The organism is Allobosea sp. RIT-PG3_2, assembly GCF_057321085.1.
Genome location: NZ_JBXWCA010000006.1, coordinates 89647 through 114483, shown reverse-complemented (window position 1 = coordinate 114483; position 24837 = coordinate 89647). Strand labels below are relative to the sequence as shown.

The 24837-nt window shown below is 66.8% G+C and carries 23 protein-coding genes and 1 tRNA gene; 8 read left to right on the top strand and 16 right to left on the bottom strand.

What is annotated here, in order from left to right:
- Positions 1–142: 142 nt before the first annotated feature.
- Positions 143–1567 (top strand): allantoinase PuuE, encoded by a 1425-nt coding sequence (puuE, locus tag AC2FAN_RS18075; protein WP_485175803.1) that lies wholly within the window; start codon positions 143–145, stop codon positions 1565–1567.
- Between the two features lie 6 nt (positions 1568–1573).
- Here puuE and AC2FAN_RS18070 read toward each other — a convergent pair whose 3' ends face one another.
- Together AC2FAN_RS18070 and AC2FAN_RS18065 are read right to left on the bottom strand one after the other, a co-directional pair.
- Positions 1574–3043 (bottom strand): UdgX family uracil-DNA binding protein, encoded by a 1470-nt coding sequence (locus AC2FAN_RS18070; protein ID WP_485175802.1) that lies wholly within the window; start codon positions 3041–3043, stop codon positions 1574–1576.
- A complete protein-coding gene (locus tag AC2FAN_RS18065; protein WP_485175801.1) occupies positions 3040–4272 on the bottom strand; it encodes a putative DNA modification/repair radical SAM protein in 1233 nt (410 codons plus the stop codon). The genes AC2FAN_RS18070 and AC2FAN_RS18065 overlap by 4 nt, the downstream gene beginning before the upstream one ends.
- A 123-nt stretch (positions 4273–4395) precedes the next feature.
- Between AC2FAN_RS18065 and AC2FAN_RS18060 the strand changes: the two genes are divergently transcribed.
- Positions 4396–4554 carry a hypothetical protein gene (locus AC2FAN_RS18060; protein WP_265054050.1) on the top strand — a complete coding sequence of 53 codons (159 nt, stop codon included), beginning with the start codon at positions 4396–4398 and terminating at the stop codon, positions 4552–4554.
- Between the two features lie 16 nt (positions 4555–4570).
- Here AC2FAN_RS18060 and AC2FAN_RS18055 read toward each other — a convergent pair whose 3' ends face one another.
- Positions 4571–5974, bottom strand: a complete 1404-nt coding sequence (locus tag AC2FAN_RS18055) for an SNF2-related protein (protein WP_485175800.1) — start codon at positions 5972–5974, stop codon at positions 4571–4573.
- A gap of 119 nt (positions 5975–6093) precedes the next feature.
- Between AC2FAN_RS18055 and AC2FAN_RS18050 the strand changes: the two genes are divergently transcribed.
- Positions 6094–7482, top strand: a complete 1389-nt coding sequence (locus tag AC2FAN_RS18050; protein ID WP_485175799.1) for a M20 family metallopeptidase — start codon at positions 6094–6096, stop codon at positions 7480–7482.
- 3 nt (positions 7483–7485) lie between these two features.
- On the opposite strand, the gene AC2FAN_RS18045 is transcribed toward AC2FAN_RS18050, so the two are convergent.
- The 5 genes from AC2FAN_RS18045 to AC2FAN_RS18025 all read right to left on the bottom strand — a co-directional run bounded on the left by AC2FAN_RS18045 (position 7486) and on the right by AC2FAN_RS18025 (position 11727).
- Complete coding sequence (locus AC2FAN_RS18045; RefSeq protein WP_485175798.1) at positions 7486–7743, bottom strand: hypothetical protein; 258 nt, start codon at positions 7741–7743, stop codon at positions 7486–7488.
- Between the two features lie 71 nt (positions 7744–7814).
- On the bottom strand, positions 7815–8276 hold the full coding sequence (locus tag AC2FAN_RS18040; RefSeq protein WP_265054054.1) for an MgtC/SapB family protein: 462 nt from the start codon (positions 8274–8276) through the stop codon (positions 7815–7817).
- Positions 8277–8446: 170 nt separating this feature from the next.
- Positions 8447–8522 (bottom strand) — tRNA-Lys (locus tag AC2FAN_RS18035).
- Between the two features lie 139 nt (positions 8523–8661).
- The gene (locus AC2FAN_RS18030; RefSeq protein WP_265054055.1) at positions 8662–9933 is read right to left on the bottom strand and encodes a solute carrier family 23 protein; all 1272 of its coding nucleotides are present in this window, start codon (positions 9931–9933) and stop codon (positions 8662–8664) included.
- 231 nt (positions 9934–10164) lie between these two features.
- Positions 10165–11727, bottom strand: coding sequence for a 2-isopropylmalate synthase (locus AC2FAN_RS18025; RefSeq protein WP_265054056.1), 1563 nt, complete (start codon positions 11725–11727; stop codon positions 10165–10167).
- A 425-nt stretch (positions 11728–12152) separates the two neighbouring features.
- On the opposite strand from AC2FAN_RS18025, the gene AC2FAN_RS18020 reads away from it, so the two are divergent.
- Both AC2FAN_RS18020 and AC2FAN_RS18015 read left to right on the top strand, forming a co-directional pair.
- On the top strand, positions 12153–12794 hold the full coding sequence (locus tag AC2FAN_RS18020; protein WP_485175797.1) for a YoaK family protein: 642 nt from the start codon (positions 12153–12155) through the stop codon (positions 12792–12794).
- Between the two features lie 80 nt (positions 12795–12874).
- Complete coding sequence (locus AC2FAN_RS18015; RefSeq protein ID WP_265054058.1) at positions 12875–13219, top strand: hypothetical protein; 345 nt, start codon at positions 12875–12877, stop codon at positions 13217–13219.
- Positions 13220–13328: 109 nt separating this feature from the next.
- Here the strand turns inward: AC2FAN_RS18015 and AC2FAN_RS18010 are convergent, their stop codons facing one another.
- The 8 genes from AC2FAN_RS18010 to AC2FAN_RS17975 all read right to left on the bottom strand — a co-directional run bounded on the left by AC2FAN_RS18010 (position 13329) and on the right by AC2FAN_RS17975 (position 22027).
- Positions 13329–15416 carry a M3 family metallopeptidase gene (locus tag AC2FAN_RS18010; RefSeq protein ID WP_485175936.1) on the bottom strand — a complete coding sequence of 696 codons (2088 nt, stop codon included), beginning with the start codon at positions 15414–15416 and terminating at the stop codon, positions 13329–13331.
- A 27-nt stretch (positions 15417–15443) separates the two neighbouring features.
- The gene (locus AC2FAN_RS18005; RefSeq protein WP_485175796.1) at positions 15444–16166 is read right to left on the bottom strand and encodes an NUDIX hydrolase; all 723 of its coding nucleotides are present in this window, start codon (positions 16164–16166) and stop codon (positions 15444–15446) included.
- The gene (locus AC2FAN_RS18000) at positions 16163–17056 is read right to left on the bottom strand and encodes a PhzF family phenazine biosynthesis protein (RefSeq protein ID WP_485175795.1); all 894 of its coding nucleotides are present in this window, start codon (positions 17054–17056) and stop codon (positions 16163–16165) included. Before AC2FAN_RS18000 ends, AC2FAN_RS18005 begins: the two co-directional genes overlap by 4 nt.
- 4 nt (positions 17057–17060) lie before the next feature.
- Positions 17061–18170 carry an endonuclease/exonuclease/phosphatase family protein gene (locus AC2FAN_RS17995; RefSeq protein WP_485175794.1) on the bottom strand — a complete coding sequence of 370 codons (1110 nt, stop codon included), beginning with the start codon at positions 18168–18170 and terminating at the stop codon, positions 17061–17063.
- A 175-nt stretch (positions 18171–18345) separates the two neighbouring features.
- Positions 18346–19194: a pyridoxal kinase PdxY gene (gene pdxY, locus AC2FAN_RS17990; protein ID WP_485175793.1), complete on the bottom strand. Its 849-nt coding sequence runs from the start codon at positions 19192–19194 to the stop codon at positions 18346–18348.
- Between the two features lie 98 nt (positions 19195–19292).
- Positions 19293–19700, bottom strand: coding sequence for a nuclear transport factor 2 family protein (locus AC2FAN_RS17985; protein WP_485175792.1), 408 nt, complete (start codon positions 19698–19700; stop codon positions 19293–19295).
- 72 nt (positions 19701–19772) lie between these two features.
- Positions 19773–20813, bottom strand: a complete 1041-nt coding sequence (locus AC2FAN_RS17980; protein ID WP_485175791.1) for a sensor histidine kinase — start codon at positions 20811–20813, stop codon at positions 19773–19775.
- 185 nt (positions 20814–20998) lie between these two features.
- The gene (locus AC2FAN_RS17975; RefSeq protein WP_485175790.1) at positions 20999–22027 is read right to left on the bottom strand and encodes an ABC transporter substrate-binding protein; all 1029 of its coding nucleotides are present in this window, start codon (positions 22025–22027) and stop codon (positions 20999–21001) included.
- Between the two features lie 171 nt (positions 22028–22198).
- Here AC2FAN_RS17975 and AC2FAN_RS17970 point away from each other — a divergent pair, with 171 nt between their 5' ends.
- The 3 genes from AC2FAN_RS17970 (at position 22199) to AC2FAN_RS17960 (ending at position 24803) form a co-directional block, all read left to right on the top strand.
- Positions 22199–22948, top strand: a complete 750-nt coding sequence (locus AC2FAN_RS17970) for a bestrophin-like domain (protein ID WP_476804840.1) — start codon at positions 22199–22201, stop codon at positions 22946–22948.
- A gap of 113 nt (positions 22949–23061) precedes the next feature.
- Positions 23062–23745 carry a winged helix-turn-helix transcriptional regulator gene (locus AC2FAN_RS17965; RefSeq protein WP_476804841.1) on the top strand — a complete coding sequence of 228 codons (684 nt, stop codon included), beginning with the start codon at positions 23062–23064 and terminating at the stop codon, positions 23743–23745.
- 218 nt (positions 23746–23963) lie between these two features.
- Positions 23964–24803 (top strand): class I SAM-dependent methyltransferase, encoded by an 840-nt coding sequence (locus AC2FAN_RS17960; protein ID WP_476804842.1) that lies wholly within the window; start codon positions 23964–23966, stop codon positions 24801–24803.
- Positions 24804–24837: the final 34 nt, after the last annotated feature.

The following is a 24837-nucleotide window of genomic DNA, read 5'->3' as shown; positions in this document are numbered from 1 at the left end:
GGCCGAAACAGCTTTGCTTGAGAGGGTATCGTTTCTGGGTTCCGGGCTCATCGCTGCGCGATGCCCCGGAATGACGGAGAGTTTCCGCATCAAATAGAGTGATCTAGCATCATCGTCTGAATCGAATTGTGGGCAGCCGCACATGACCACCACCGCCTATCCGCGCGACCTCAAGGGCTATGGCCGCACCCCGCCGCACCCGCACTGGCCGGGCGAGGCGCGCATCGCCGTCCAGTTCGTCATCAACTACGAGGAAGGCGGCGAGAACAACATTCTGCATGGCGACGCCGCTTCGGAAGCGTTCCTCTCCGAAATCGTCGGCGCAGCGGCTTGGCCCGGCCAGCGCCACATGAACATGGAGTCGATCTACGAATACGGCTCCCGCGCCGGTTACTGGCGGCTCTGGCGGATGTTCACTGAGCGGAACCTGCCCGTTACGGTCTTCGCCGTGGCCAGCGCGCTCGCCCGCTATCCCGAGATCGTCGGCTCGATGCAGGAGGCCGGCTGGGAGATTGCGACCCACGGCCTGAAATGGATCGACTACCGCGATGTGCCGAGGGAGCGCGAGCGCGCAGACATCCTCGAAGCTATCCGCATCCAGACCGAGCTCACCGGCGAGCGCCCGCTCGGCTGCTATCAGGGCCGCACCTCGCAGAACACGATACCGCTGACGATGGAGGAAGGCGGCTTCCTCTACACGGCGGATGTCTATGCCGACGAACTGCCCTACTGGCTTGCGGGACCGCAGGGCCCGCAACTCGCCGTGCCCTACACGCTCGACGCCAACGACATGCGCTTCGCCACTCCGCAGGGCTTCAACAGCGGCGACCAGTTCTTCGCCTATCTGAAGGACACCTTCGACACGCTCTATGCCGAAGGCGAGACCGCGCCGAAGATGATGTCGGTCGGCCTGCACTGCCGCCTCGTCGGCAGGCCGGGCCGCGCCGCGGCGCTCACCCGCTTCCTCGACTATGTGAAGAGCCACGAGAAGGCCTGGGTCGCGACGCGTCTCGACATCGCCCGCCACTGGGTCAGGACACATCCTCCGGCCGGCGGCTATGTGCCCTCGAAACTGCCGAAGGCCCTCTTCGTCGAGGTCTTCGGCCGCGTCTGGGAGCATTCTCCTTGGGTCGCCGACGCGGCCTACGATGCCGGGATCGGCACGGCGCAGGACACTGCCGAGGGGCTGCATGCGGCGATGGTCGCCGCCATGCGCAAGCATTCGCCGGAGCGCCAGAAGGCCCTGCTCAACGCCCATCCCGATCTTGCCGGCAAGCTCGCGGCGGCCGGCGAGATCACGCCGGAATCGACGCAGGAACAGGCCTCGGCCGGGCTCGACCGCCTCACCAGCGACGAGCGTGTCCGCTTCACGGCGTTGAACGAGGCGTACAAGGCCCGTTTCGGCATTCCCTTCATCATGGCGGTGAAAGGCGCGACCAAGGCCCAGATTCTCGCCGCTTTCGAGGAGCGGTTGAAGAACACGCCCGAGCAGGAATTTGCGACGGCACTGACCCAGGTCGAGAAGATCGTCCTGCTCCGGCTGAAGGAGCTGCTGCCCGCCGATTGAGGCTGTTCAGGCCGCCCGCTCCAGCCGAAGCGCCGGAACGCGCGAACCGACGCGCTTGAGATCGGCGACGAAGCGGGCATATTCGCGCCGCTTCGCCTCCTCATCCGGCAGGCGCAGCAGGAAGGACGGGTGCACGGTGGCGACCAACGGCGTGCCGTCGTCCAGGACCAGCTCCCGCTCGCGCGCCTGGGCGAGAGGGCCGGCATGGCCGGTGAGCGAGCGCAGGGCCGTCGCCCCGAGAGCGACGACAAGCCCGTGCTTGACGAAGCCGCGCTCCAGATCGAGCCAGAACTTGCAGGCCTTGATCTCGCCGACATTCGGCTTCTCGTGGATGCGGCGCTTGCCGCGCAACTGGAATTTGAAGTGCTTCACCGCATTGGTGACATAGGCGCGCCGCCGGTCGAGCCCGGCTTCGGCCAGAGCTTGATCGAAGAGCCGCCCAGCCAGCCCGACGAAGGGCCTGCCGGCAAGGTCTTCCTGATCGCCCGGCTGCTCGCCGACGAAGATCACCGGCGCGTCGAGCGGCCCCTCCCCGAACACGACCTGCGTCGCATGGCAATGAAGCTCGCAGCGGGTGCAGCCTTGCGCGACTGCCGCCGCATCCTGCCATGACGCGATCGCGGCTTCGTTCGCCGGCTGATCCGCTTGAGACGACCGCCGCTCCTGCCTGATATGTCGCTCCGGAGGTTCTGTCGGAGTGCGCATCACCATCTCCTCCGCCCGCCGGTTCGCACTGGCGATCAAGGGAGCAATCAGTTCGGCCTCGGGTAGGTTCCGCCAATACTTCATCGGCATCTCGGCCCGCATCGCCCTGACCTTCAAACGCGCGGGATTGAAGATGCTGGCGTAGTAGGTGCGCCAGTAATCCTCCATCCGGTCGTCATCGGGAACCTCGGCTCGCCGGGCCGGTGGACCGTGCAGCAGCGTCTCGCCATCCCAGTGAAGCGAGCCTTGCGGGGTCAGGATCGACCAGCACATCGCCGCGAAGCGCGCGGTGAAGAAGGTGGCGGCGGGCGCCAGGATGAAATGCTCGGGCTCGAACCAGGCGACGAAAGGGCCGTCCTCGCACGCCCCGGCCACCGCCCGGAAGCGGACGAAAGCCGTCATCTTGTGAAGGTCGCGCCGCACCGAGCGCGCCATCGCCTGCGCCCGGGCGACATCGGCATCGACGCTGTCGTCGAGCAGCGCCGGCTCCTGCTGCAGGCGCAGCAGCATGCGGTAGAGCAAGGCGAAGCGGCCACCGTCCCGGTGGCAGATCACCGTCTCGGCCAGATCAAGGAAGCGCCTGGGCACCGTGAGATCGCAAGGCTGCGCCTGCGCCGGTGCCAGCGCATCCCCGGCTCCAAACAGGCCGCCCCCGCCTTCGCCCCAATTCCATTCCACGTCCTCGGGCGCTGCGCCCGCCTGCGCCAGCCGGCGCGCCTCGGCACGCCAGCCTGCGAAGTCGGCGGGCCCTGAAAGCCGCGCCGCGATCATGCGAACAGTGAGAGCTGCTGCGGCCGCGGCGACAACCGCTCCCGCAGCCCTTCACGGTCGAGGCTCCGGCCCGGAGACCATCCCTCGGCTGCGATGAAATGGCGGATGGTGGCGAGCGAACGCGTCAGCCGCCCGACATCCTCAAGCCTCAGACGCCGAAAGCGCCGGGAGGTCAGGATGCGGTCGACGCTGCGGGTTCCGAGCCCCGGAACGCGCAGCAGCGTTTCGCGGTCGGCCCGGTTGACGTCGACGGGAAAGCGCGCCCGGTGTTTGAGGGCCCATGCGAGCTTGGGATCGATGTCGAGGTCGAGCATCTCCCCTTGCGCGATGATCTCCTCGGCCTCGAAGCCGTAGAAGCGCGTCAGCCAATCGGCCTGGTAGAGCCGATGCTCGCGCATCAACGGCGGCGCGATGAGGGGCAGTTGCCGCGAGGCGTCCGGGATTGGGCTGAAGGCGGAGTAGTAGACCCGCTTCAGCCCAAAGCTTCCATAGAGCAGCGCGCTGCGCCTCAGGATCGTCCCGTCGCTCGCGCCGTCGGCCCCCACGATCATCTGGGTGCTCTGCCCGGCAGGCGCAAAGGCCGGCGCCTTCGCGCTCGCCTCCCGTTCCTCTGCGGCCTCCTCGATCTTCAGCTTGAGCCCGCCCATCGCGCTTCGAATGGCGACGGCGCTCTTCTCCGGCGCAAAACGCGCCAAACCTGCCTCGCTGGGCAGTTCGACATTCACGGAGACCCGGTCTGCGAACCGCCCGGCCCGCTCGATCAGCTCCTGGCTGGCGCCGGGGATCAGCTTGAGATGGATGTAGCCGCGGAAATCATTCTGCAGGCGCAACGTCTCGGCGACGCGGACGAGCTCGGCCATCGTATAGTCGGGAGAGCGGATGATGCCCGAGGAGAGGAAAAGCCCCTCGATGTAATTCCGTCGATAGAAGCTCAGCGTGAGCTTCACCACCTCCTCCACCGAGAACCGGGCGCGGCGCACATTGCTCGACGAGCGGTTGATGCAGAACACGCAGTCGAAACTGCAGAAATTGGTCAGGAGGATCTTGAGCAGCGAGATGCAGCGGCCATCCGGCGCATAGGAATGGCAGATGCCGGAACCCGTCGTCGAGCCCAGCCCGCGACCGTCGCGGGAATCGCGCCGCGTCGTGCTGCTCGACGCGCAGGACGCGTCGTATTTGGCGGCGTCGCTCAGAATCTCGAGCTTCTCCATCGTGGTGAGCTGAGCCATGGCGTTTCCTTATGTTCACTATTTGTTCTATCAGACGGCTTCCGCCTCTGGCAAGCTTTGTCGGCAGCGGGAACCGCGTCGCGCGGGCGGGCGTTGTTCGGCGGAAACCCCATGGAGTGTCCGGTGTTCCGCCTGCTGCTGGTCATCATCATACTGGTCGTCGGATACGACGCCGTCGTGCATCAGGGCGCCTACACGCGTGACGCCTGGAACAGCATCGTCCGGCTGACGAGTGCGTCGGTCGAGGGCGCCAAGGAACTCGGCGAGCGCGCACGCAACTGAGCGGCCCTCGGGTGGCTCAGGCGGCCGCCCTGCCCTCGACGATTCCCGCAATCGCCTCCAGCATCCGCGTATCGTCCCCGGCGAGCCCCTCCATCGCAGCCATGCGCTGGATCACGGTCGCGGCGATGGCTTCCTCCACCGTGTCCTCGGCATAGGCGTAGAAGATCGTCGCATGCTGGCCGTCTCGATGGCAGCGCCCCTCGATCTGCTGGAGCTGGATCGCGCTGTGGCGCATGTCGTGAACCACCAGCGCCCGCTCCCGCTCCCCGCCCGGCATCTCGCCGCGATGCAGCGAAATCGATTCGGTGACGGTGAAGATCACCGCATCGAGCTGCCCCGTCTGGAAAGCGATGCGCGTCTCCTCGTTCTGCGTGCCCGAATGTCCTCCGTTGATCTCGGCCGTGCGCCAGCCGCGCCCGCGCAGCGTCTCGGCCAGCATCGCGCTGGTTTCGAGGAAGGCGACGGAGATCGCGACCTGCTCGTCATTGCCAAGCAGGTCTTCGCAGAAATCCGCGGTACCGGGGATGCGCAGCAGGCTCGCCTTCTGGCGGAAGCGCAGATCGGCCGCCCAGCCCTGAGGCTTGCGCGTCGAGCCGCCGGCGAGGCCGAGTTCCTTGCGGAACTCGCGCCATGTCGCGTCGTAGAGCTTGCGCGAGGCGGTATCGAGCGCGACGGGAGCAAGCTCGCGCTGCACCTCCGGCCAGCCGGCGATCTCCTCCGGCCGGCGCCGCAGCCCAATGGCGTTCGCGCCGCGATAGAGCAGATCGGCCATCGCCTTCCGGTCGGCCTCGTTCGGCTCCCAGCTCCAGTTCTTCCAGCGGCCCTTCGCCCGGCCGATCTTCAGCCGCTTCATCAGCAGGCGGAAGCCGTCGAGATCGGCTGATGGCATGCCCGCCGCCTTGGCCAATAGCGGCGCGAGATAGGACAATTCATGCGGGGACTGGCCTGCGGTCGCGCTCATATAGATCGTGAAATCGGCAGCCTCCGCCATTTGTCGGCATACCAGCCCCTGCTGCGAGTTGGGGTTGCGGATGCGGTGCGCCTCGTCGATCACCACCAGCGGCCAGGTCCGCTTCGGCTTGCCGTGCTTGGCGATCTCGTTGTTCTTGGCCCGCGTCGAGCGCTTCTTGCTGTCGGTGGGCGGCGCGAGCAGCGACTTCGTCTTCTCGAAATTCATCAGCGTCACCCGCTTCGCCGGCAAACCCGACAGCGCCATTGTGCGCCGCCATTGCGGGATCGCGCCCTTCGGGCAGATCACCAGCACCTCCTCTTCCGGCATCGCCGAAAGCGCGAGCCAGGCCGACAAGGTCTTGCCGAGGCCCGTCAGGTCGCCGAGCAGGAAGCCGGCCGCGCCCTTGGCCCGCGCCGCGAGGATCGCATCGCGCGCGACGATCTGGTGGGGATGCGGGACAAAATTCATGGGAGGGCAGCGCGGATTCCGTTCATCGGGCACGCCATGCCCGTTCCGCTCTCTTGGCACTGGCGCGCCACGGCGTCCACCGGCACTGTGCCGGCCTCGAATCCGGGAGACCCAGACAGATGACCCGCGCGCAGGCGATCGCGAAAGCACAGGATTGTTTCGATTCAGGCCGGCTCAAGAGCGATCTTGCCCGCCTTATCGCGATGCCGACCGAAAGCCAGAATCCCGATCGCGCCCCGGTGCTCTCGCAATATCTCGACACCGAGATGCGCCCACTGCTGGAATCGCTCGGCTTCACCTGCCGCGTCCTGACCCATGCCAAGGCCAAGGGCCCCTTCCTCTACGCCGAGCGTATCGAGGATGCAGCCCTGCCGACCATCCTCGGCTATGGCCATGGCGACGTGATCCGCGGCCTCGACGCGCAATGGAGCGAAGGCCTCTCGCCCTGGGCGCTGACCGAGCGTGACGGCCGCTGGTACGGCCGCGGCGTCGTCGACAACAAGGGCCAGCACCTGATCAATCTGAGCGCGCTCCGCGCCGTGCTGGAAACGCGCGGCAAGCTCGGCTTCAACGCCAAGTACCTGATCGAGATGGGCGAGGAATCGGGCTCGCCCGGCCTGCGCGAGCTTTGCGAGGAACAGGCGGAGCTGCTCAGGGCCGACGTGCTGATCGCCTCCGACGGCCCGCGCCTCAACGCCGAGCGGCCGACGGTCTTTCTCGGCGCCCGCGGCGTCATCACCTTCGATCTGCAGATCACCGCGCGCGAGGGTGGCCATCACTCCGGCAACTGGGGCGGCATTCTCTCCGATCCCGCCATCCAGCTCGCCCACGCCATCGCCTCGATCACCTCGCCGACCGGCCAGATCCGCATCCACGAATGGGTTCCGAAGGAGCTGCCACCGGCCGTGCGTCGCGCCGTCGCCGATTGCGAGATCGACGGCGGACCGGACGGCCCGACCATCGATCCGAACTGGGGCGAGCCCGGCCTCTCGCCCGCCGAGCAGGTCTTCGGCTGGTGTTCCTTCGATGTGCTGGCGATGAAGTCGGGCGTGCCGGAAACGCCGGTCAATGCGGTGCCGCCGAGCGCCTGGGCCCGCGTCGCGCTGCGCTTCGTCGTCGGCATCGACCCGCGCGACGTCGCGCCGGCGCTGCGGCGCCATCTCGATCGCCACGGTTTCCCGATGGTAGAGATCATCATGCCCGGCACCGAGCGCTTCGGCGCGACACGGCTCGATCCGGACGATCCGTGGGTCGCCTTCACGATCGCTTCGATTGCCGAGAGCACCGGCAAGAAGCCCGCGCTCCTGCCCAATCTCGGCGGCTCCCTGCCCAACGACATCTTCGCCGAGATCCTGAAGCTGCGCACGATCTGGGTGCCGCACTCCTATCCAGGCTGCTCGCAGCATGCGCCGGACGAACACCTCCCCGTCGCCATCGCCCGCGAGGCGCTGACGGCAATGGCCGGGCTCTACTGGGACATCGGCGCGGGAAGCACGCCGCCCGTCTGAGGCTCACTCCTGCGGCTGGCGCGGGTCGCGTCCCGGCGGCAGGTCGATCGGCGTCGCCGGGGGCGCCTCCGGCGGTGCGTTCGGCGGCAGTTCCGGTGGTGGCTCGGTCGGGATGCCCTGCGGCTCCTCGTCCGGCGGCGATTCGACCGGCGGGGCCGGCGGCACGTTGCCGGGTGTCAGCGGCGGCACCTCTGGCGGTGGGTTCGGCACGGCCGGCGTATTGCCGGGGCCGGCTTCTAGGCTGCGATTGAATTGCATCATGCGGAAACTGCCCTTTCAGGACAGCAACGCCGCAGTCGCCGAAAGGCTCCGCCCGATCGAAGCAGGCAGGGCTACTCCCGCTGGTCCGCACCTCGTTTTTCGTCTTTCGGCAGCGGATGCCGCGCCTGGATCCAGCTCTCCAGCGAGTGATCGAGCGCGAGCAGGACGAGGGCCAGCACCGTGGCGGCAAGCGTGACGAGCCAGTGCCCCAGCCCGGCGGCACATCCCAGCGCAGCCGTGACCCAGACCGCCGCCGCCGTGGTCAGGCCGTGAGGCATCATGTCGTCGTTGCGGCGGATGATCAGCCCGGCGCCGAGAAAGCCGACGCCGGTCAGCACGCCCTGCACCACGCGGCTCGCCGCATCGGGATGCAGCGCCTCGCTGAACAGGCTTGCAGCCACCGCAGTCCCTAGCCCGACCAGGCCGAAGGTCCGGATGCCGGCGCTCTTGCGCTGGACAGTCCGCTGCCAGCCGACCGCCACGCCCGCCGCGAGCCCGGCAAGCAGCCGAAGAAGCAGTTCGAGTTCCGCCACGCTGCTGCTCGCTCCGCCTTTAATTGGGGGCCAACGATAGCACAGCCGCGAAGCCGGCGAAGATGCCGCGTCGGCCGGTAACGGCAACAGGCCACGACCGGGCTGCTGCGCCCCAGGCGCCAGCCGCTCGCCTCAGCGAAAGTACGATCCGGAGATTTTCAGGAAAACCGTGGTGGGTGATGTAGGGCTCGAACCTACGACCCGCTGATTAAGAGTCAGCTGCTCTACCAACTGAGCTAATCACCCATACGCCACGAAGCGCCGCCGTTCGGCGGCGTGGACCGCGTCAGGCAGGGGGCGTGTAGCAAAGGCCCTGCCCCCTGTCCACCCGTCCATGACAGTTTTTTCAAGGCTCGCCCGAAAACACGGGCGAGCCTGTGGATGGTCAGGCCGCGCGGCGGTTCAGCAGGTGATAGAGCACGATCGCGCCGAAGGTCGCGGTGCCGATGCCGCCGAGCTCATAGCCGAAGATCGGCAGCTTGAGATCGCCCGCGCCGAGGATCAGCGCGGTCGCGACCGTGATGAGGTTCTTCGGCTCGGAGAAGTCGACCCTGTTCTCGACCCAGATCCGGCCGGCCGTCGCGGCGATCAGGCCGAACACCACGACCGCAAGGCCACCGAGCACCGCGACGGGGATCGTGCCGATCACCGCGCCGAACTTCGGCGAGAAACCGAGCAGCAGGGCGATGATGCCGGCCGCGACGAAGACCAGTGTCGAATAAACCCGCGTCACCGCCATCACGCCCATGTTCTCGGCATAGGTCGTGACGCCCGTGCCGCCGCCCGAGCCGGCGATCATGGTGCCGAGACCGTCGGCAAAGAAGCCGCGGCCGATCAGGTGGTCGAAGCTGCGCCCGGTCATCACCGAGATGCCCTTGATGTGGCCGAGATTCTCCGCGACCAGGATGATTGCGACCGGCACGATCAGGGTGATCGCCTTCATCTCGAAGACCGGCGCCACGAATTGCGGCAGGCCGAACCAGGCAGCGGCGCCGACCTTGCCGAAGTCGATCGGCGGCGCACCGAAGCTGGCCGCCGAGATCGCATAAAGGATATAGGCCGCGAGCCCACCGATGAGGATGGGCAGGCGCTGCGGCAGCCCGCGCCCATAGACAGCGACCAGCGCCACCGAGACCACCGTGAACAGCGCGATCCACTTTGTGTACGGGCTGGCCGAGATCATGCTGATCGCGACCGAGGTCAGGTTGAGGCCGATCGCGGCCACGACCGCACCGGTGACCACCGGCGGCAGCAGCTTCTCGATCCAGGCCGTGCCGACGCCCTGCACGATCAGCCCGATCACCGCATAGACCGCGCCGCAGGCGATGATGCCGCCGAGCGCCACGCCGATATTCGGATTGGGGCCGGAGCCGGCATAGCCGGTCGCCGCGATGACGACGCCGATGAAGGCGAAGGAGGAGCCGAGATAGCTCGGCAGCTGCCCGCGCGTGATGACGAAGAACAGCAGAGTCGCGATGCCCGAGAAGAAGATCGCGACGTTCGGGTCGAAGCCCATCAGCACCGGCGCGAGCACCGTCGAGCCGAACATCGCGACGACGTGCTGCATCCCGGCAACGACCGTCTGCCCGGTCGGCAGCCGCTCGTCCGGCATCACCGCGCCGGAAGTCTTCAGGGTCCAGTTCGGAAAATAGCCCATCATATCGCTCCCCAGGGCCGCCGGGGGAGCGACCGCACCGGAAGAGCAGATGAGGGCAAGATGCCGGCCAGCGCCAGATCGCGGCGGCGTCATCCACCGGAATCAGGGGACGAAAGCGTCATGCTCGGGCTTGACCCGAGCATCTCGTGCCGAACGAGGCTCCGGCGCCTTCGCGTCCGGAGATTCTCGGGTCGGCGCGATGCGCCGCCCGAGAATGACGGCGGGTGGCTCTTACTCCGCCGCCTGCGCGTGCAGGCGCCCGCCCCGCGCGATCAGCTTGTTGAGCGCGGCCAGATAGGCCTTGGCCGAGGCCACCAGCGTATCGGGATCGGCACCGCGCCCGGTGACGGAGGAGCCGTCGCGCGCGAGCCGTACCGTCACCTCGGCCTGGGCGTCGGTGCCCTCGGTCACGGCATGGACGTCGTAGAGCTCCAGCGCCACCTCATGCGGCACGATCGCCTTGATCGCGTTGAAGACGGCATCGATCGGCCCGTTGCCCTCGGCCTCCTCGGTGACGAAGCGGCCGTCGACATTGAGCTTCATCGTCGCGCGCTGCGGGCCGCGCGTGCCGGCGATCACGGTCAGCGATTCCAGCTTGATGCGGTCATGGGCGGTGGCGATGTTCTCGTCGACCAGCGCCTCGATATCCTCGTCGTAGACGTGCTTCTTGCGGTCGGCCAGCGCCTTGAAGCGGGTGAAGGCGTCCTCGAGCTGGTTGTCGCCCAGATCGTAGCCCATCTCCTTCAGCTTGGAGCGGAAGGCGGCGCGGCCGGAATGCTTGCCCATCACCAGCGAGGTCTTGGTCACGCCAACCGATTCCGGCGTCATGATCTCGTAGGTGGACTGGTTCTTCAGCATGCCGTCCTGATGGATGCCGCTCTCATGGGCGAAGGCGTTCCGGCCGACGATCGCCTTGTTGTACTGCACCGGGAAGGAGCAGGCGGTGGATACCGCCTTGGACACGCGCATCAGATGCGACGCATCGATGCCGGTCTCATAGGGCAGGACGTCGCCGCGCACCTTCAGCGCCATCACGACTTCTTCCAGCGAGGCGTTGCCGGCCCGCTCGCCGATGCCGTTGATCGTGCATTCGACCTGACGCGCGCCGCCCTCGATGCCGGCCAGGGAATTGGCGACGGCCAAGCCTAGATCATTGTGGCAATGCACCGAGAAGATCGCCTTGTCGGCGTTGGGCACGCGCTCGCGGATCGACTTGAACATGAAGCGATATTCGTCCGGCGTGGCGTAGCCGACCGTGTCGGGCAGGTTGATCGTCGTCGCACCCGCCTTGATCGCGGCTTCGACCGCGCGGCAGAGATAGTCGATCGGCGTGCGCGTGGCGTCCATCGCCGACCACTCGACATCCTCGACCAGGTTGCGGGCCTGCGTCACGGTGGCGGTGATGATCTCCAGCACCTGCTCCTGGCTCTTGCGCATCTGGTGCTCCAGATGGATCGGCGAGGTCGAGACGAAGGTGTGGATGCGCGGCTTCACGGCATGGCGCACGGCTTCACCGGCCCGCGCGATATCGATGCTGACGGCGCGGGCAAGGCCGGCGATCGTCGCGCGCTTGGTGCGGCGGGCGATCTCGGACACGGCCTCGAAATCGCCCTCCGAGGCGATCGGGAAACCGGCCTCGATGATGTCGACGCCCATGATGTCGAGGGCTTCGGCAACCTCCAGCTTCTCCTCGAAGGTCATGGTGGCGCCGGGGCACTGCTCGCCGTCGCGCAAGGTGGTGTCGAAGATCAATACGCGGTCTTTGGCGGAGCCCGTCTGGGTCGGATTGGTCATGGTCTGCTTCCGGTGTCGGTGCGCCGCGAGATCGGAAAAGGCGGGCGCTGGGTTTGCTGTCGGCGGTTCTCGTCACTCCCCTGAGCGCCCAGGCAGCATGCCCGGCCGGCCCTCAGGGGCAGCTAAGGAGAAGAAGGCCAAGAAGCGAGAACGGAGCACGAGCGAGGGGAGCGCAAGCGCGCATGCCGACGAGCTGCGCAGCGGCGCAGTCCTTCGTCAGGTCATGGCGGGCGGTCGAAACCACGGGCGTTCCTCAAATCGACGGGACAGGATGTAACCGAAAGCGCGGGCGAAGCGCAAGCATATGTCTCATGCGTCGCGAAATAACGACGGTCGCCATCTGTGGATTATCATCGCAGCGCGCGATTCGGCCGCCAATCGCGCTCCGCGACGGCCAGGCTGAAAACACTCGGAGTCACGCGCCGATGATGCGTTACGACCGCCCTGACATGGGGCTCGCCTTCTGCCTCTCCGGGCTCGCCGGCTTTGTCGATGCTCTCGGCTTCCTCAGCCTCGGCGGATTCTTCGTCTCCTTCATGACCGGCAACACCACGCGCCTCGGCATCGAGTTGGCCGGGCGGCATGCGGGTGGCATCGTCCTGGCCGCGACGATCCTCGGCCTCTTCGTCCTCGGCGTCGTCTGCGGCTCGCTGGTCAGCCATTTCGGCAAGAGGCAGCGCGAGGCGGCGGTGCTCGCCTTCGTCACGCTCGTGCTGATCCTCGCGGCCGGTCTCGACACCATCGGATTCGGCACAGCCGCAGCCGGCGTTCTCGCCCTGGCGATGGGCGCGGAGAATTCAGTCTTCCAGCGCGACGGCGAGGTCACGATCGGCCTGACCTACATGACCGGCACGCTGGTGAAGATGGGCCAGCGCCTCGCCGGCGCCCTGCTCGGCGGGCCGAAGCTCGCCTTCCTGCGCCATTTCGCGCTCTGGCTCGGCTTGCTCAGCGGTGCTGTCGTTGGAGCCGCCGCGCATAGCCGGATCGGCCTCGACGCAATCTGGTTGGCGGCGGCGGGGGCCGGCTTCTTCACCGTCGTCGCCCTCTTCATGCCGGATCGGGGCTAACCCCCCGGCCCATGCGGGACGCCTTTGCCCGCGGGATGGAATCGGTCATGGTTCCGGCTCGAAGATACGGAGCCTCCCCGATGCGCGCCACACCGATCCTCGCCGCGGCCTTCGCGGCGCTGCTGCTGTCTGCCTGCCAGACCTCGACGGTCAGCGCGCCCCCTGCCCCGCGGCCTGAGCAGGCCGCGCCCGGCGTGACGCCAAGCACCTTCCGCATGCCCTCGGGCACCGGCTGCTCCGGCGAGGTCGAGCGCTTCCAGGCCGTGATGGACAACGATCTCGCCACCGGCCACACGACCAAAAGCGTGCATGACCGCGTCAGCGGAGAGATCTCCCGTGCCCGCTCGACCTGCTCGGCCGGCAACGACGCGGGTGCGATCAGCCAGATCCGGGCGACGAAGACGAGGTTCGGCTATCCGGGCTGAACTTTGCGCGTCATGCTCGGGCTTGACCCGAGCATCTCGTAAACCACCGCCTTCTCGTCACGAGATTCTCGGGTCGAAGCTTTGCTTCGCCCGAGAATGACGCCCTGGCCTACGCGGCCAGCCCCCGCTTTTCGAGCAGCGCATCCGGCGTCGGCAGCCGGCCGCGGAAGAGCGTGTAAGCCTCTGCCGCGTCGCGGGTGTCGCCGGCCGAATAGATGTAGCGCTTCAGTTTCTCCGCCACCTCGGCTGAGAACACGTCGCCGGTCTCGGTAAAGGCGTTGAAGGCGTCGGCGTCCATCACCTCGGACCAGAGATAGCTGTAATACCCCGCCGAATAGCCGTCGCCCGAGAAGACATGGGTGAAGTGCGGCGTGCGGTGGCGCATGGTGATCTCGTCGGGCATGCCGATGCGCTTCAGCTCCGCCGCCTCGAAGGCAAGCGGATCGACCTCGGCCGGCGCCTCCAGCGAATGGAAGGCGAGATCGACCAGCGCAGAGGAGGTGTACTCCACGGTGGAGAAGCCTTGATTGAACGTCTGGGCCTTCTCGATCTTTTCGATCAGCGCTTCCGGGATCGGCTCGCCCGTCTCGGCATGCAGGCAATATTGCCGCATCACATCGCGCGTCAGGAACCAGTGCTCGTAGAGCTGCGACGGCAGCTCCACAAAGTCGCGCGCCACCGCCGTGCCGGCGAGCGAGCCATAGGTCACATCCGAGAGCAGACCGTGCAGAGCGTGGCCGAACTCGTGGAAGAGTGTGCGCGCGTCGTCGATCGAGAGCAGCGCGGGCTTGCCCTCGGCCGGCTTGGCGAAATTGCAGACATTGACGATGATCGGCCGGGTCTCGCCATCAAGTTTGCGCTGGCCGCGGAAGGCGCTCATCCAGGCGCCCGAGCGCTTCGAGGAGCGGGCGAAATAGTCGCCGATGAACAGCCCGATATGCCGGCCGCTCGCCGCTTCCGTCACCTCGAAGATGCGCACATCCGGGTGATAACCGGCAAGTTCCGGCCGTTCCGCAAAGGTGAGCCCGAAGAGCTTGCCGGCGACATCGAACGCCGCCTGCCGGATACGATCAAGCTGCAGATAGGGCTTCAGCACGGCCTCATCGAGCGCATAGGTCTTCTGCCGGACCTTCTCGGCATAGTGGCGCCAGTCCCAGGGGCGGATCGGCCCGTTCTCGCCCTCGTCCTGAGCGAGCGCCGCAAGATCGGCAGCCTCGCGCGCCGCCCGCGCCTTGGCCGGCTTCCAGACCAATTCCAGCAGCCCGCGCACATGCTCCGGTGTCTTGGCCATGGCATCGTCGAGCTTGAAATGCGCGAAAGTCGCATAGCCCAGAAGCTTCGCCTTCTCGGCGCGCAGCTTCACCATCTCGGCGACGATGGCGCGGTTGTCGCTCTCGCCGCCATTCTCGCCGCGCTTGCTCCAGGCGATGAAGGCTTCCTCGCGCAGGTCGCGGCGGGTCGAGAAGGTCAGGAACGGCTCGATGATCGAGCGCGACAGCGTCACCGCATGCTGGCCGGGCTTGCCGCGGTCGGCCGCCGCGCGCGCCATCGCAGCCTTGACGAACTCCGGCAGCCCGGCCAAGCCCGCCTCGTCTTCGATGAAGAGCGCATAGGAGGATTCGTCCTTCAGCACGTTCTGGCTGAACTGCGTGCCGAGCCCCGCCAGCCGCTCGTTGATGGTGGCGAGACGCTTCTTGTCGTCCGCGCCGAGCTTCGCGCCCGAGCGGATGAAGCCCTTGTAGGTCCGCTCCAGCAGCCGCGCCTGCTCGGCATCGAGTCCAAGCTTGTCCTGTCCGGCGAAGACCGCATCGACGCGAGCAAACAGCCCTTCATCCATCATGATCGCCGACCAGTGCCGCGAGGTGATCGGCGACATCTCGCGCTCGATCGCCTGCAGCGCCTCGTTCGTGTCGGCACCGGTCAGGTTGTAGAACACGCCGCCGACGCGGCTGAGTGCCCGCCCTGCCCGCTCCAGTGCCTCGATGCTGTTGGCGAAATCGGGCGCGGCCTTGTCCGCAACGATCGCCGCGATCTCGCCCTTGTGCTTGGCGAGCGCCGCGTCGAAGGCCGGGCGGATATGCTCGGGCCTGATCGCGCCGAAGGGCGGCAACCGGAACGGCGTCTCCCAGCGCGTGGCGAAGGGGTTCTCAGCCGGCAGAGGCAGGGCTTCGGGATAGGCGGTCTCGGCAGAGTTCATCATATCGCTTTCGAAAAGCCGGGTGGATCACTCGCCATCGAAGATATGCGCGAGATAGCGGCGCATGAAGGGCGGCATGTCGAGCTTTTCAGTCTCGGGCAGGCTGCGGACGATCACGATGTCGGCGAGTTCCTCCTCCTCGAGGTCCTTCATCCGCTCGATCATCAGCGCCCGCGCCTCGCTCGCCGGCAAATCGATCGCGACCTCGCGCATGAAGGCGATGCGCCCGTGCTCGATCACCGCGGTCCAACCGCCGCCGACGCTGAGCTCCTCGACGCTTAAGCCTGTTTCCTCGCCGAGTTCCCGCGTGACGCTGCCGGCGAGGTCGAGCGTACGGTCGGGGCGGACATCCTCGCGGTCGGGCGTGCCGGCGGCGAAATAGACCTTGCCGGCATTGGCGGTGTGATCGCCCATCTTGCCGCAGAGGAAGGCGCCGTCCTTGGCCCTCAGCGCCGCCATGGCGAAGCCGTTGCGGATGACGGCGCCCGGATGGCCCGCATCGCGCCAGCTCATGAAGGCGGCATAATCGGTCTCGAAATAACCGGCCTCAAACACACCGTCGCGGATCGCTGCACGATGCTGCAGCATGATGCGCCCGTTGAACATCGCCGGCTTTCCGGCGCTGATCTTCGCCCAATGCGCTTCGATCGCCTCGGCGTTCTCGCGTGCATAGGCCCAGTCATAGGGCTCGACGCGGGCATCGACGCCGGTCAGCCGGACGATCGTGCCGTTCTCGACGCCGTCACTCACAGAAGCACGCCCTCGCTGACGACGATGGCCGAGCCGCCGATGCGGGCCGAAACCAGCGCGCCGTCCCGCACGCTCAGTTCCAGCGTGATCTGCGATGGCCGCCCCATCTCGTAGCCCTGCTCGATGACGAGGCGATGGTCGCCATCGGCCGGCTTGTCATAGGCCATGATCGCGCCGGCGAAGGCGGCGGCGGCGCCACCCGTGGCAGGGTCCTCGCCGATGCCCGTTCCCGGCCAGAACATGCGGACATGGAAGTCGTGCCCGGTCTCCGCCGTCTCGCGGCCGTAGAGATAAGCCCCGCCTGCCCCGAATGCCGCCTGCCAGCGCGCAAGATCGGGGCGTGCACGGCCGATGGCATCGCGTGTCGCCACCGGAACGAAGTGGAAGGACACGCCTGCCGAATAGACCGCCGGAGCATGGTTCTCGAAGCCGATCTCGCTGGCATCGAGGCCGAGCGCCGCGGCCAGCACCTCCGCCGCAGCCGCCTCTCCCACCCGCTCCGGCAGGCGCGGCAAGGTGAAGACGGCGTGCCCGGCATGGCTGCCTTTGACCTCCACGGCGCAAGAGACTGGACCGACCTTCTCCTCCAGCACCAGCAGTTCGGCGGGCCGCCCTTCGGCATCGTCGGTGAGCGCGAGCCAGACAGCCGTGCCGACCGTCGGATGGCCAGCGAACGGCAATTCGCCGCCCGGCGTGAAGATGCGCACTAAAGCGCGATGCCCGGGCTTTTCGGGAGGCGAGACGAAGACCGTCTCGGACAGGTTGAACTCCCTGGCGATGGCCTGCATCGCCTCGGTGTCGAGCCCCTCCGACTGGAGCACCACCGCCAGCGGATTGCCGGTATGGCGGCGCGTGGTGAAGACGTCGAGCGTGACGAAGCGGCGTTTCATCGGGTCATCCTGCCGGGATTTCGAGATCGCTCGTGAGCGGGCAATGGTCGGACGCCTTCGGCCGGTCCCAGCCGACGCGCGGATAGCGATCGGCGCACGTCGCCAGCCGCGCCATCGAGCGGTCCGGCTCGCGCGGATCGAGCGGCACGCGGTACGGCAGGCCGCGCCGGATCATCTGCATCGGCGGTGTCGGATTGGCCGCCGCCAGCGAAGGCGAGAGCAGGATGTGGTCGAGCGGCATATGGCTGTCGATCAGCCTCTCCTGGTTCTCGGACCAGTAGCGCCGGAAATGCGTCCAGCGCTCGTGCAACGGCAGCGTCTCCATCGGCTCGACGGCGAAATCGTCGAGCAATGGCTCGATGCCGCTGTCGCCTTCGTCGACCACTTCGGAGCGCGGGCCAAGCCCGTGGCGGTAGCCGTTGAGATCGCCGAGCACGATCCAGTTCGCCTCGCGCCAGCCACCGCCGAAGCGTTGCTGAACCAGCCATTTGACCGCCCGCGCCTCGGCCCGGCGCACGGGCAGCGTCATCTCCCGCCCATCCTCGCGGCCATTGTTCATCGACTTGAAGTGGCAGCCGAACAGGCTGAGCCGCCGTCCGTCGAGGGTCAGTTCGACCTCCAGGCAGTCGCGCGCGAAGACCTTGCCATGCGGGCCGATGCCGAGCATGGCGAGCTCGCGGTCATGCACGCCGGCCTCTGCAAAGGTCAGCTCCTTGTGCGAGCGAACCGTGACCTGCCCCAAGAGATCGCGCCGCGCCGCGAAGCCGATATCGATGTTGCGCCGGTCGTTGCCGTCGATCAGCGTGAAATGGCCGTAGCGGTGGTCGGCGATGCGGTGGACGTAGTTGGCGAAGAAGGCCTGCAGGCTCGCCAGCGAATCGACCTCCTGTAGCATCCACAGATCGGCCTGCGCCTCGGCGATGGCGAGCGCCGTCATCTGGCGTTTGTCGTCTTCCAGCGCCACCGCGAGCGAGCGCTCCACCGCGTCGCGCTCGTCGGCGCGCGGGAAATGGAACAGCGACATCGCGGCCGCCGTCTCGGTGCGCCCGCCCGGTTCGAAGCGGTGGCGGGTCAGTAGGTTCTCGACGTTGAAGGTGCCGACGCGCAGCTTCATCGCGACGCCCCTCCCCACCGCCAGCCATCCTCCCCGAAGCCCTCATCCTGAGGAGCGCCGCAAGGCGCGTCTCGAAGGATGCTCCAGGAGGCTCCGGAAACATCTGGACCATCCTTCGAGACGCCGCTTCGCGGCTCCTCAGGATGAGGGCTGGTGAAAGGACCGGCCACGAGCGTCAAATCGCTTCCGGTTCGAAGACCTGCGAGGGCGTGACGAACTCGTCCTGCGCCGCCACGGTCAGGATCTCGCGCGAGCCCGCCTCCTTGGTGCGCTTCAGCAACCCGTAGATCGAGGACGAAGCCTTCCAGAGCGCCGAAGCGGCTGATTCCTCGCGCAGGTAATGGGTGAAGAACAGCGCCGCGATGGCATCGCCCGCGCCATTGACGCTGACGTCGAGCTTCGGCGTCCGCACCCGCCAGCTGCCGGTGGCGTCCGCCGCCATCAGGTCGATGGAATCGCCCGGCGTCTCCTCGGTCACCAGCGAGGTCACCATCACCACCTTGGGCCCGGCATCGCGCAGCGCCTCCACGGCGCGGTGCGCGTCGGCGAGGGTCTTGATCTCGATATCGGTCAGCAGCTCGAGCTCGAACTGGTTGGGCGTCACGATATCGGCGGCCGGCACAGCCTGCTCGCGCATGAATTCGGGGATGCCCGGCCGGACGAAGACGCCGCGGCCGACATCGCCGATCACCGGGTCGCAGCAATAGAGCGCCTTGGGATTGGCGGCCCGCACCTTTTCGACCGCGGAGAGGATCGCATGGCCGATATCGGCCGAGCCCATATAGCCGGAGATCACGCCGTCGCAATTGGCCAGCACGCCGCGCTCGGCAATGCCTTCCATCACCTCGTCGATCATGCCGCCGTCGAAGACGCGGCCCTTCCAGCTGCCATAGCCGGTGTGGTTCGAGAACTGCACCGTATGGATCGGCCAGACATCGACGCCGAGCCTCTGCATCGGGAAGGTCGCGGAGGCGTTGCCCACATGGCCAAAGGCAACGTGGGACTGGATCGAGAGAATATTCATGGTCCGAAGCGATACCCCGTTCGCGATAGGCCCGCGAACCTAGCGGCTCCCGCGCGTGGCGCAAATCGAAAGCGGTGATGGCTGCGATCAGCCCGGCATCAAGCGCTCGAAAGCCGCGCCACGCCGGCCGTGTCGGTGAACTGGGTCACGCTCTTCAGCTTGCCGTCGGCGATGGTGAAGATATCCATGATCTCGAAGGAGCCGCTGCGCCCGGTCGGCCTGCATTCGACATCGGCGCGCCAATGCAGCGTCGCCTTGTCGCCGTCGACCGTCAGCGCCAGTTCCTCGATATTTTTGAAGACATAGGTCGCGATCAGCCCGGCCATCTGCTCGCGGACGGCGGAGTGCCCATCCGGCTGCGCGAAAATTGCGGCCGCTTGCGGCCCGCCAGCCAGCCGATAGCTGCAGTCAGGATGCATATAGTCCATGAGGGCTTCGAGATCGCCGCGGTGACGGGCGGCATAGGCATCGCGAATCAGGGCTTCGACGGCGGCGCGCTCGGTCATCTCGCCTCTCCTTGCGTCAGCACCTCAGTCTTGCGCTGCCGCGGCTGCGAGTCCAGCGCGGTGCCGGAACGGTCATTCCCGCGGCGCGACCTGCGCCATCGTCGTGGCCAGCACGTAGCGCAGCCCCTCGGGCTGATAGTCCAGCGCGACCTCGCCATGGAACTTCTGCGCCATGACGCGCTCCACCAGCCGCGAGCCGAAACCCACCCGACGAGGTGGGACGACGAGAGGCCCGCCGCTCTCGGTCCATTCGAACCGGAAGGCATCCTCGCTCTGCGGGCGTCCGGTCGACCAGCCGATCGCGACTTCGCCGGCTTCGACCGACAGCGCGCCGTACTTCATAGCATTGGTCGCGAGCTCGTTGACGGCAAGCGCCAGCGTCATCGCCTGATCCGCCGGCAGCTGCAGCGGCGGCCCGCCGATTCGGATCGTGCCGAGGCCGGCGCGATGCGGCGCCAGCGCCCCTTCGACCACCGCGCGGATCGGGGCGCTGCTCCAGCTCGACTGTGTCAGGATCGAATGCGCTTCCCCAAGCGTCGCGATGCGCTCGCTCAGGATCGATTGCGCCTCCTTGAGCGTCTCGGCGGAACGGAAGGTCTGGCTGGCGATCGCGGCGATCATCGCCAGCGTGTTCTTCATGCGGTGAGCGAGTTCCGCATTGAGCAGGCGGCCGTTGCGCTCGGCCTGCATCTTGCCCGTCGTCTCGATCACCGTATCCATCATGCCGAGAACCCTCCCGGCCTCGTCGCGGATCGGGCTGTAGCAGAAGGTGAACCAGACCTCCTCGGGATGATCATAGCGATTGATGGTGAGCGGGAAGTCCTCGATGAAGGTCGCCTCGCCGGCGAGAGCCTTGGACACGATCGGGCTGATCTCGTCCCAAACCTCCAGCCAGACCTCCCGGAAGGGTTGCCCGAGCGCCGATGGCTTGTTGCCGAGAATCGAGCGGAAGGCATCGTTGTGGATGGTGATCAGCTCGGCGCCCCAGGCGAGGCATTTGGGGAAGCGCGAGTTGACCATCATGCTGACGGCCGTCTTCAGCGCAGCCGGCCAGTCGCCGAGCGGCCCGAGCGGTGTCGCCTCCCAATCATAAGCACGGATGGCGGCGGCCATATCGCCACCGCCATCCAGAAAAGCCGTTTCGCCGTTCAAGCGACACCCCCAGCGCGAATCCGCACAACATGCACCGAGCGCGGATCGTGCGCGACGTCAAATCACGGTCCGATGCCTAGGCAAAAGGATGGATCGTCACGCCGCGTCCGAAAGGACGCATGGCGATCCATCCCGGGTGCAGGACGTCAGGAGCCGGAAGCCGCCTTCTTGGCGAAGGTGTCGATGAAGGTCTTCGACAGGTCGACATTGGAGTTGGTCAGCTCGGGATCGAGCAGCTTCAGCGAATCGTACATGCTCTTCATGCCGTCAAGCGTGGAGATGCCGGTCCGCGAATAGCTCTCCTGCGAGTTCTTCACCGCCTGGAGGTAGAGCGGCTTGTCGCCGAGCAGATACTCTTCCGGCACCAGTGCCGCGACATCCTCGGGCTTCGCCGTCTCCAGCCACTTCAGCGACTTCATCAGCGCGTTGACCAGCTTCTGCGTCGTCACCGGGTTCTTCTCGGCGAAGTCGTTCTTGAGATAGAGCACGGCCGCCGGGTTGGCGCCGCCGAACAGAGCCTTGGTGCCGGCCTCGGTGCGCGTGTCGATCAGCGAGACGATATCGCCGTCGGCTTCGAGCTTCGAGGTGACCGGGTCGAGATGCGAGATCACGTCGACCTGCTTCTGCTTGATCGCGGCGACCGCGCTCGCGCCGGCGCCGACGCCGATGATCGCCGCGTCCGTCGCCTTCAGCCCGGCCTTGACCATGGCGTATTGCGCGGTCAGCGCGGTGGAGGAGCCCGGCGCCGTCACGCCGATCTTGAGGCCCTTGAAGTCCGCTGCCGACTTGACCTTGTCGGCGAGGTCCTTGCGCACGGCGATGGTGATCGCCGGGAAGCGGCCGAGCTCGATCACCGCCCGGATGTCCTGCCCCTTGGCCTGCATGCGGATGGTGTGCTCATAGGCGCCGGTCACGACATCGACCGAGCCGCCGACGAGGGCCTGCAGCGACTTCGCGCCGCCGCCGAAATCGTTGATCTCGACGTCGAGGCCCTGATCCTTGAAGAAACCCTTCTTCTCCGCGATGGTGAGCGGAAGATAGTAGAGCAGTTGCTTGCCGCCGACGCCGAGCGTCAGCTTGGGCTTCTCGGCGTTCTGGGCGACGGCATGGGACGCCGCGCCGAGCGCGGTCGAAAGAGCGAGCGCGGCCAGCGCGCCGCGGCGGGACAAGAGCATGGACATTCCTCCGGTTTGGATCCTGCTGGCGCTTCTGACGGGCGCGCATTCCCCGGGAACATAGGCTAGATTGAAGCGCGGGAGCAACAATCCCGCACCGGCGACGAGGCCGGAGCCTCCCGGCCTGTCCACGCATGTCTACCTGCTGCAACGGCAAGGCGAGGGCCGCCCGTGAACGAAGTGCGCATCGCGATTTTCGTCTTCTTCTGCCTGACCGCGGCTTCGCTGGGCGCGCTGTTCTCCTACCAGCGTCTCCCGGAGCATCAGCGGTTGGACGACACGCAGAAGGTCCTGCATCTCATCGCCAACATCTTCGTCGTGATGACCTCCCTCGTCCTGGGCCTGATGATCACTTCGGCGAAGAGCAGGTTCGATGGGGTCAACCAGGACGTTCACAGCTACGCCACCGAGTTGATCCTGCTCGACCGGATGCTGTTCCTCTATGGCCCGGAAGCCGGCGAAACCCGCCAGAAGCTTCTCGTCTATGCCGAGCGCGCCGCGAATGGCCACTGGACTGCCGAAGGCGGGCTTTCGGACAAGACCTCCGAGCGAATGATCGAGGATGTCGGAACCGGCCTGCGCACCCTCGAACCGAACCGCGATCCTCAGCTCTCGATCTGGAACGACATGCGCGAACAGTACCGCAAGGTGCTGGAGTTGCGCTGGAGTCTGGTGGAACAGGCCGAGGGCTCCCTGCCACGGCCGCTGATGCTGATGGTCGTCGCCTGGCTGGTTCTGATCTTCGCGATCTTTGGATTCCGGGCGCCGCGGAACGCCGTGGTCGTGACGGGTTTCGTCGCTGCCGCGGCCCTGATTGGCGGAGCGATCTATCTGATCGTGGACATGGATGTCCCCTTCGAAGGGCCGATCCAGGTCTCGCCCGCCCCCTTGCAGCGAGCCCTCACCGAGATGCGCCGGTAAACCCGGATTGCTTGTTGCGTTTCGGCCGCCAGATCGCCGGCATCGCGCACTACACTATCTGGACTGGATCGCGGGCGCGGACATCGGCATCATGAAGGCTGGAGGACGCCCTGATGTCACAGAAGGGCTACAACCAGTTCTGCCCGGTCGCCAAGGCCTGCGAGGTCATAGAGCCGCGCTGGACGCTCCTGCTTCTGAGCGAGATGCTGGCGGGCTCGACGCGCTTCAACGAGATCGGCCGGGGCGTCCCCGGCATGTCGCCGACACTGATGTCGCGACGCCTGAAGGAGATGGAGGAGCGCGGGCTGATCGTCCGCTCGGAGCATCCGGCCACGGGCGAGATTCATTACAGGACGACGCCTCTCGCCGAAGAGCTCGGGCCGATCATCAAGGCTCTGGGGAACTGGGCGCATCGCCACATCGATGCCGAGGTGACGCTCGACAACCTCGACGCCCGCCTGCTGATGTGGAACATGCGGCGCAAGATCGACATCAGTGCGCTGCCGCTCGCCAGGCGCACGGTGATCCAGTTCATCTATCCCGAGCTTTGCGCCGCCGACCGGAACTTCTGGCTGATCGTGAAGCCGGGCACGCCCGTCGACCTCTGCTCGACCGATCCGGGCTACGACGTCGATCTCTTCGTCACCGCCAAGCTCGAGGCGTTGACCGCGGCATGGATGGGCCATTCCAGCCTGAAGAAGGAAATCGAGCAGGAACGAATTTCGCTGACCGGCGACACACGCCTGGCAGCGTCCATCGAGCACTGGATGGTGCGCAGTTCCTTCGCCGCGGCCTGAGCGCGAACCACAGCGCTCCAGTTTCTGTATCGGGATCGCTACAGAAACTACACTATGGCCGCCCGGCCTCCTGTCGCACGATCAATCCCGCTGATCGGCATCTCCGTTGGCATCATCCTGCGCGCTGACGGACCGTCCTTCGCGACGACGCCTTTCGGCAGGCCGGCACAGCCGGCGTCGATGGCTTCCCACCACATGACAGCGCATGAGGCAGAACCATGGATGAGACACTCACGATGACTCCCCCGCCCGCCGCAGCGACGCCCGATCTCGCCGCAGTCAAGGCCCGCCAGCAATCGACCTGGGCATCGGGCGATTACGCCGTCATCGGCACGACCCTCCAGATCGTCGGCGAGAATCTGTGCGAGGCCGTCGATCTGCGCAGCGGCGAACGCGTTCTCGACGTCGCCGCCGGCAACGGCAACGCGACATTGGCCGCCGCCCGCCGCTGGGGCGACGTCACCTCGACCGACTATGTCCCCGCCTTGCTGGAACGGGGCCGCGCCCGTGCCAAGGCCGAGGGCCTCGACGTGACTTTCCAGCCGGCCGACGCGGAGGCCCTGCCCTTCGCCGATGCCAGCTTCGACGTCGTGCTCTCGACCTTCGGCGTCATGTTCACGCCCGATCAGGAGCGCGCCGCCTCGGAGATGATGCGGGTCTGCCGGCCCGGCGGACGGATCGGGCTGGCGAACTGGACGCCCGAGAGCTTCATCGGCCAGGTCTTCAAGACAATCGGCAAATACGTCCCGCCCGCGCCGGGTGTCCGGTCGCCGGCGCTCTGGGGCACGGCCGAGCGCCTCAAGGAGCTGTTCGGCGCCGGTTCGCCGTCCTGGAACGAACGCCACTTCACCTTCCGCTATCGCTCGCCAGCCCATTGGCTCTCGGTGTTCCGCACCTGGTATGGCCCGGTGCAGAAGACCTTCGCGAACCTTCCCGAGGACAAGGGCCGCGAGCTCGAGCAGGACCTGCTCGCCCTGATCGGTCGGCTCAATATCTCCGGGGACAGCACGATGGTTCTACCGAGTGCCTATCTGGAAGTCGTCGTGACCAAGCGCTAGGCCAGCCACAGGCGGGAAGGCTACAGCGAAGCGA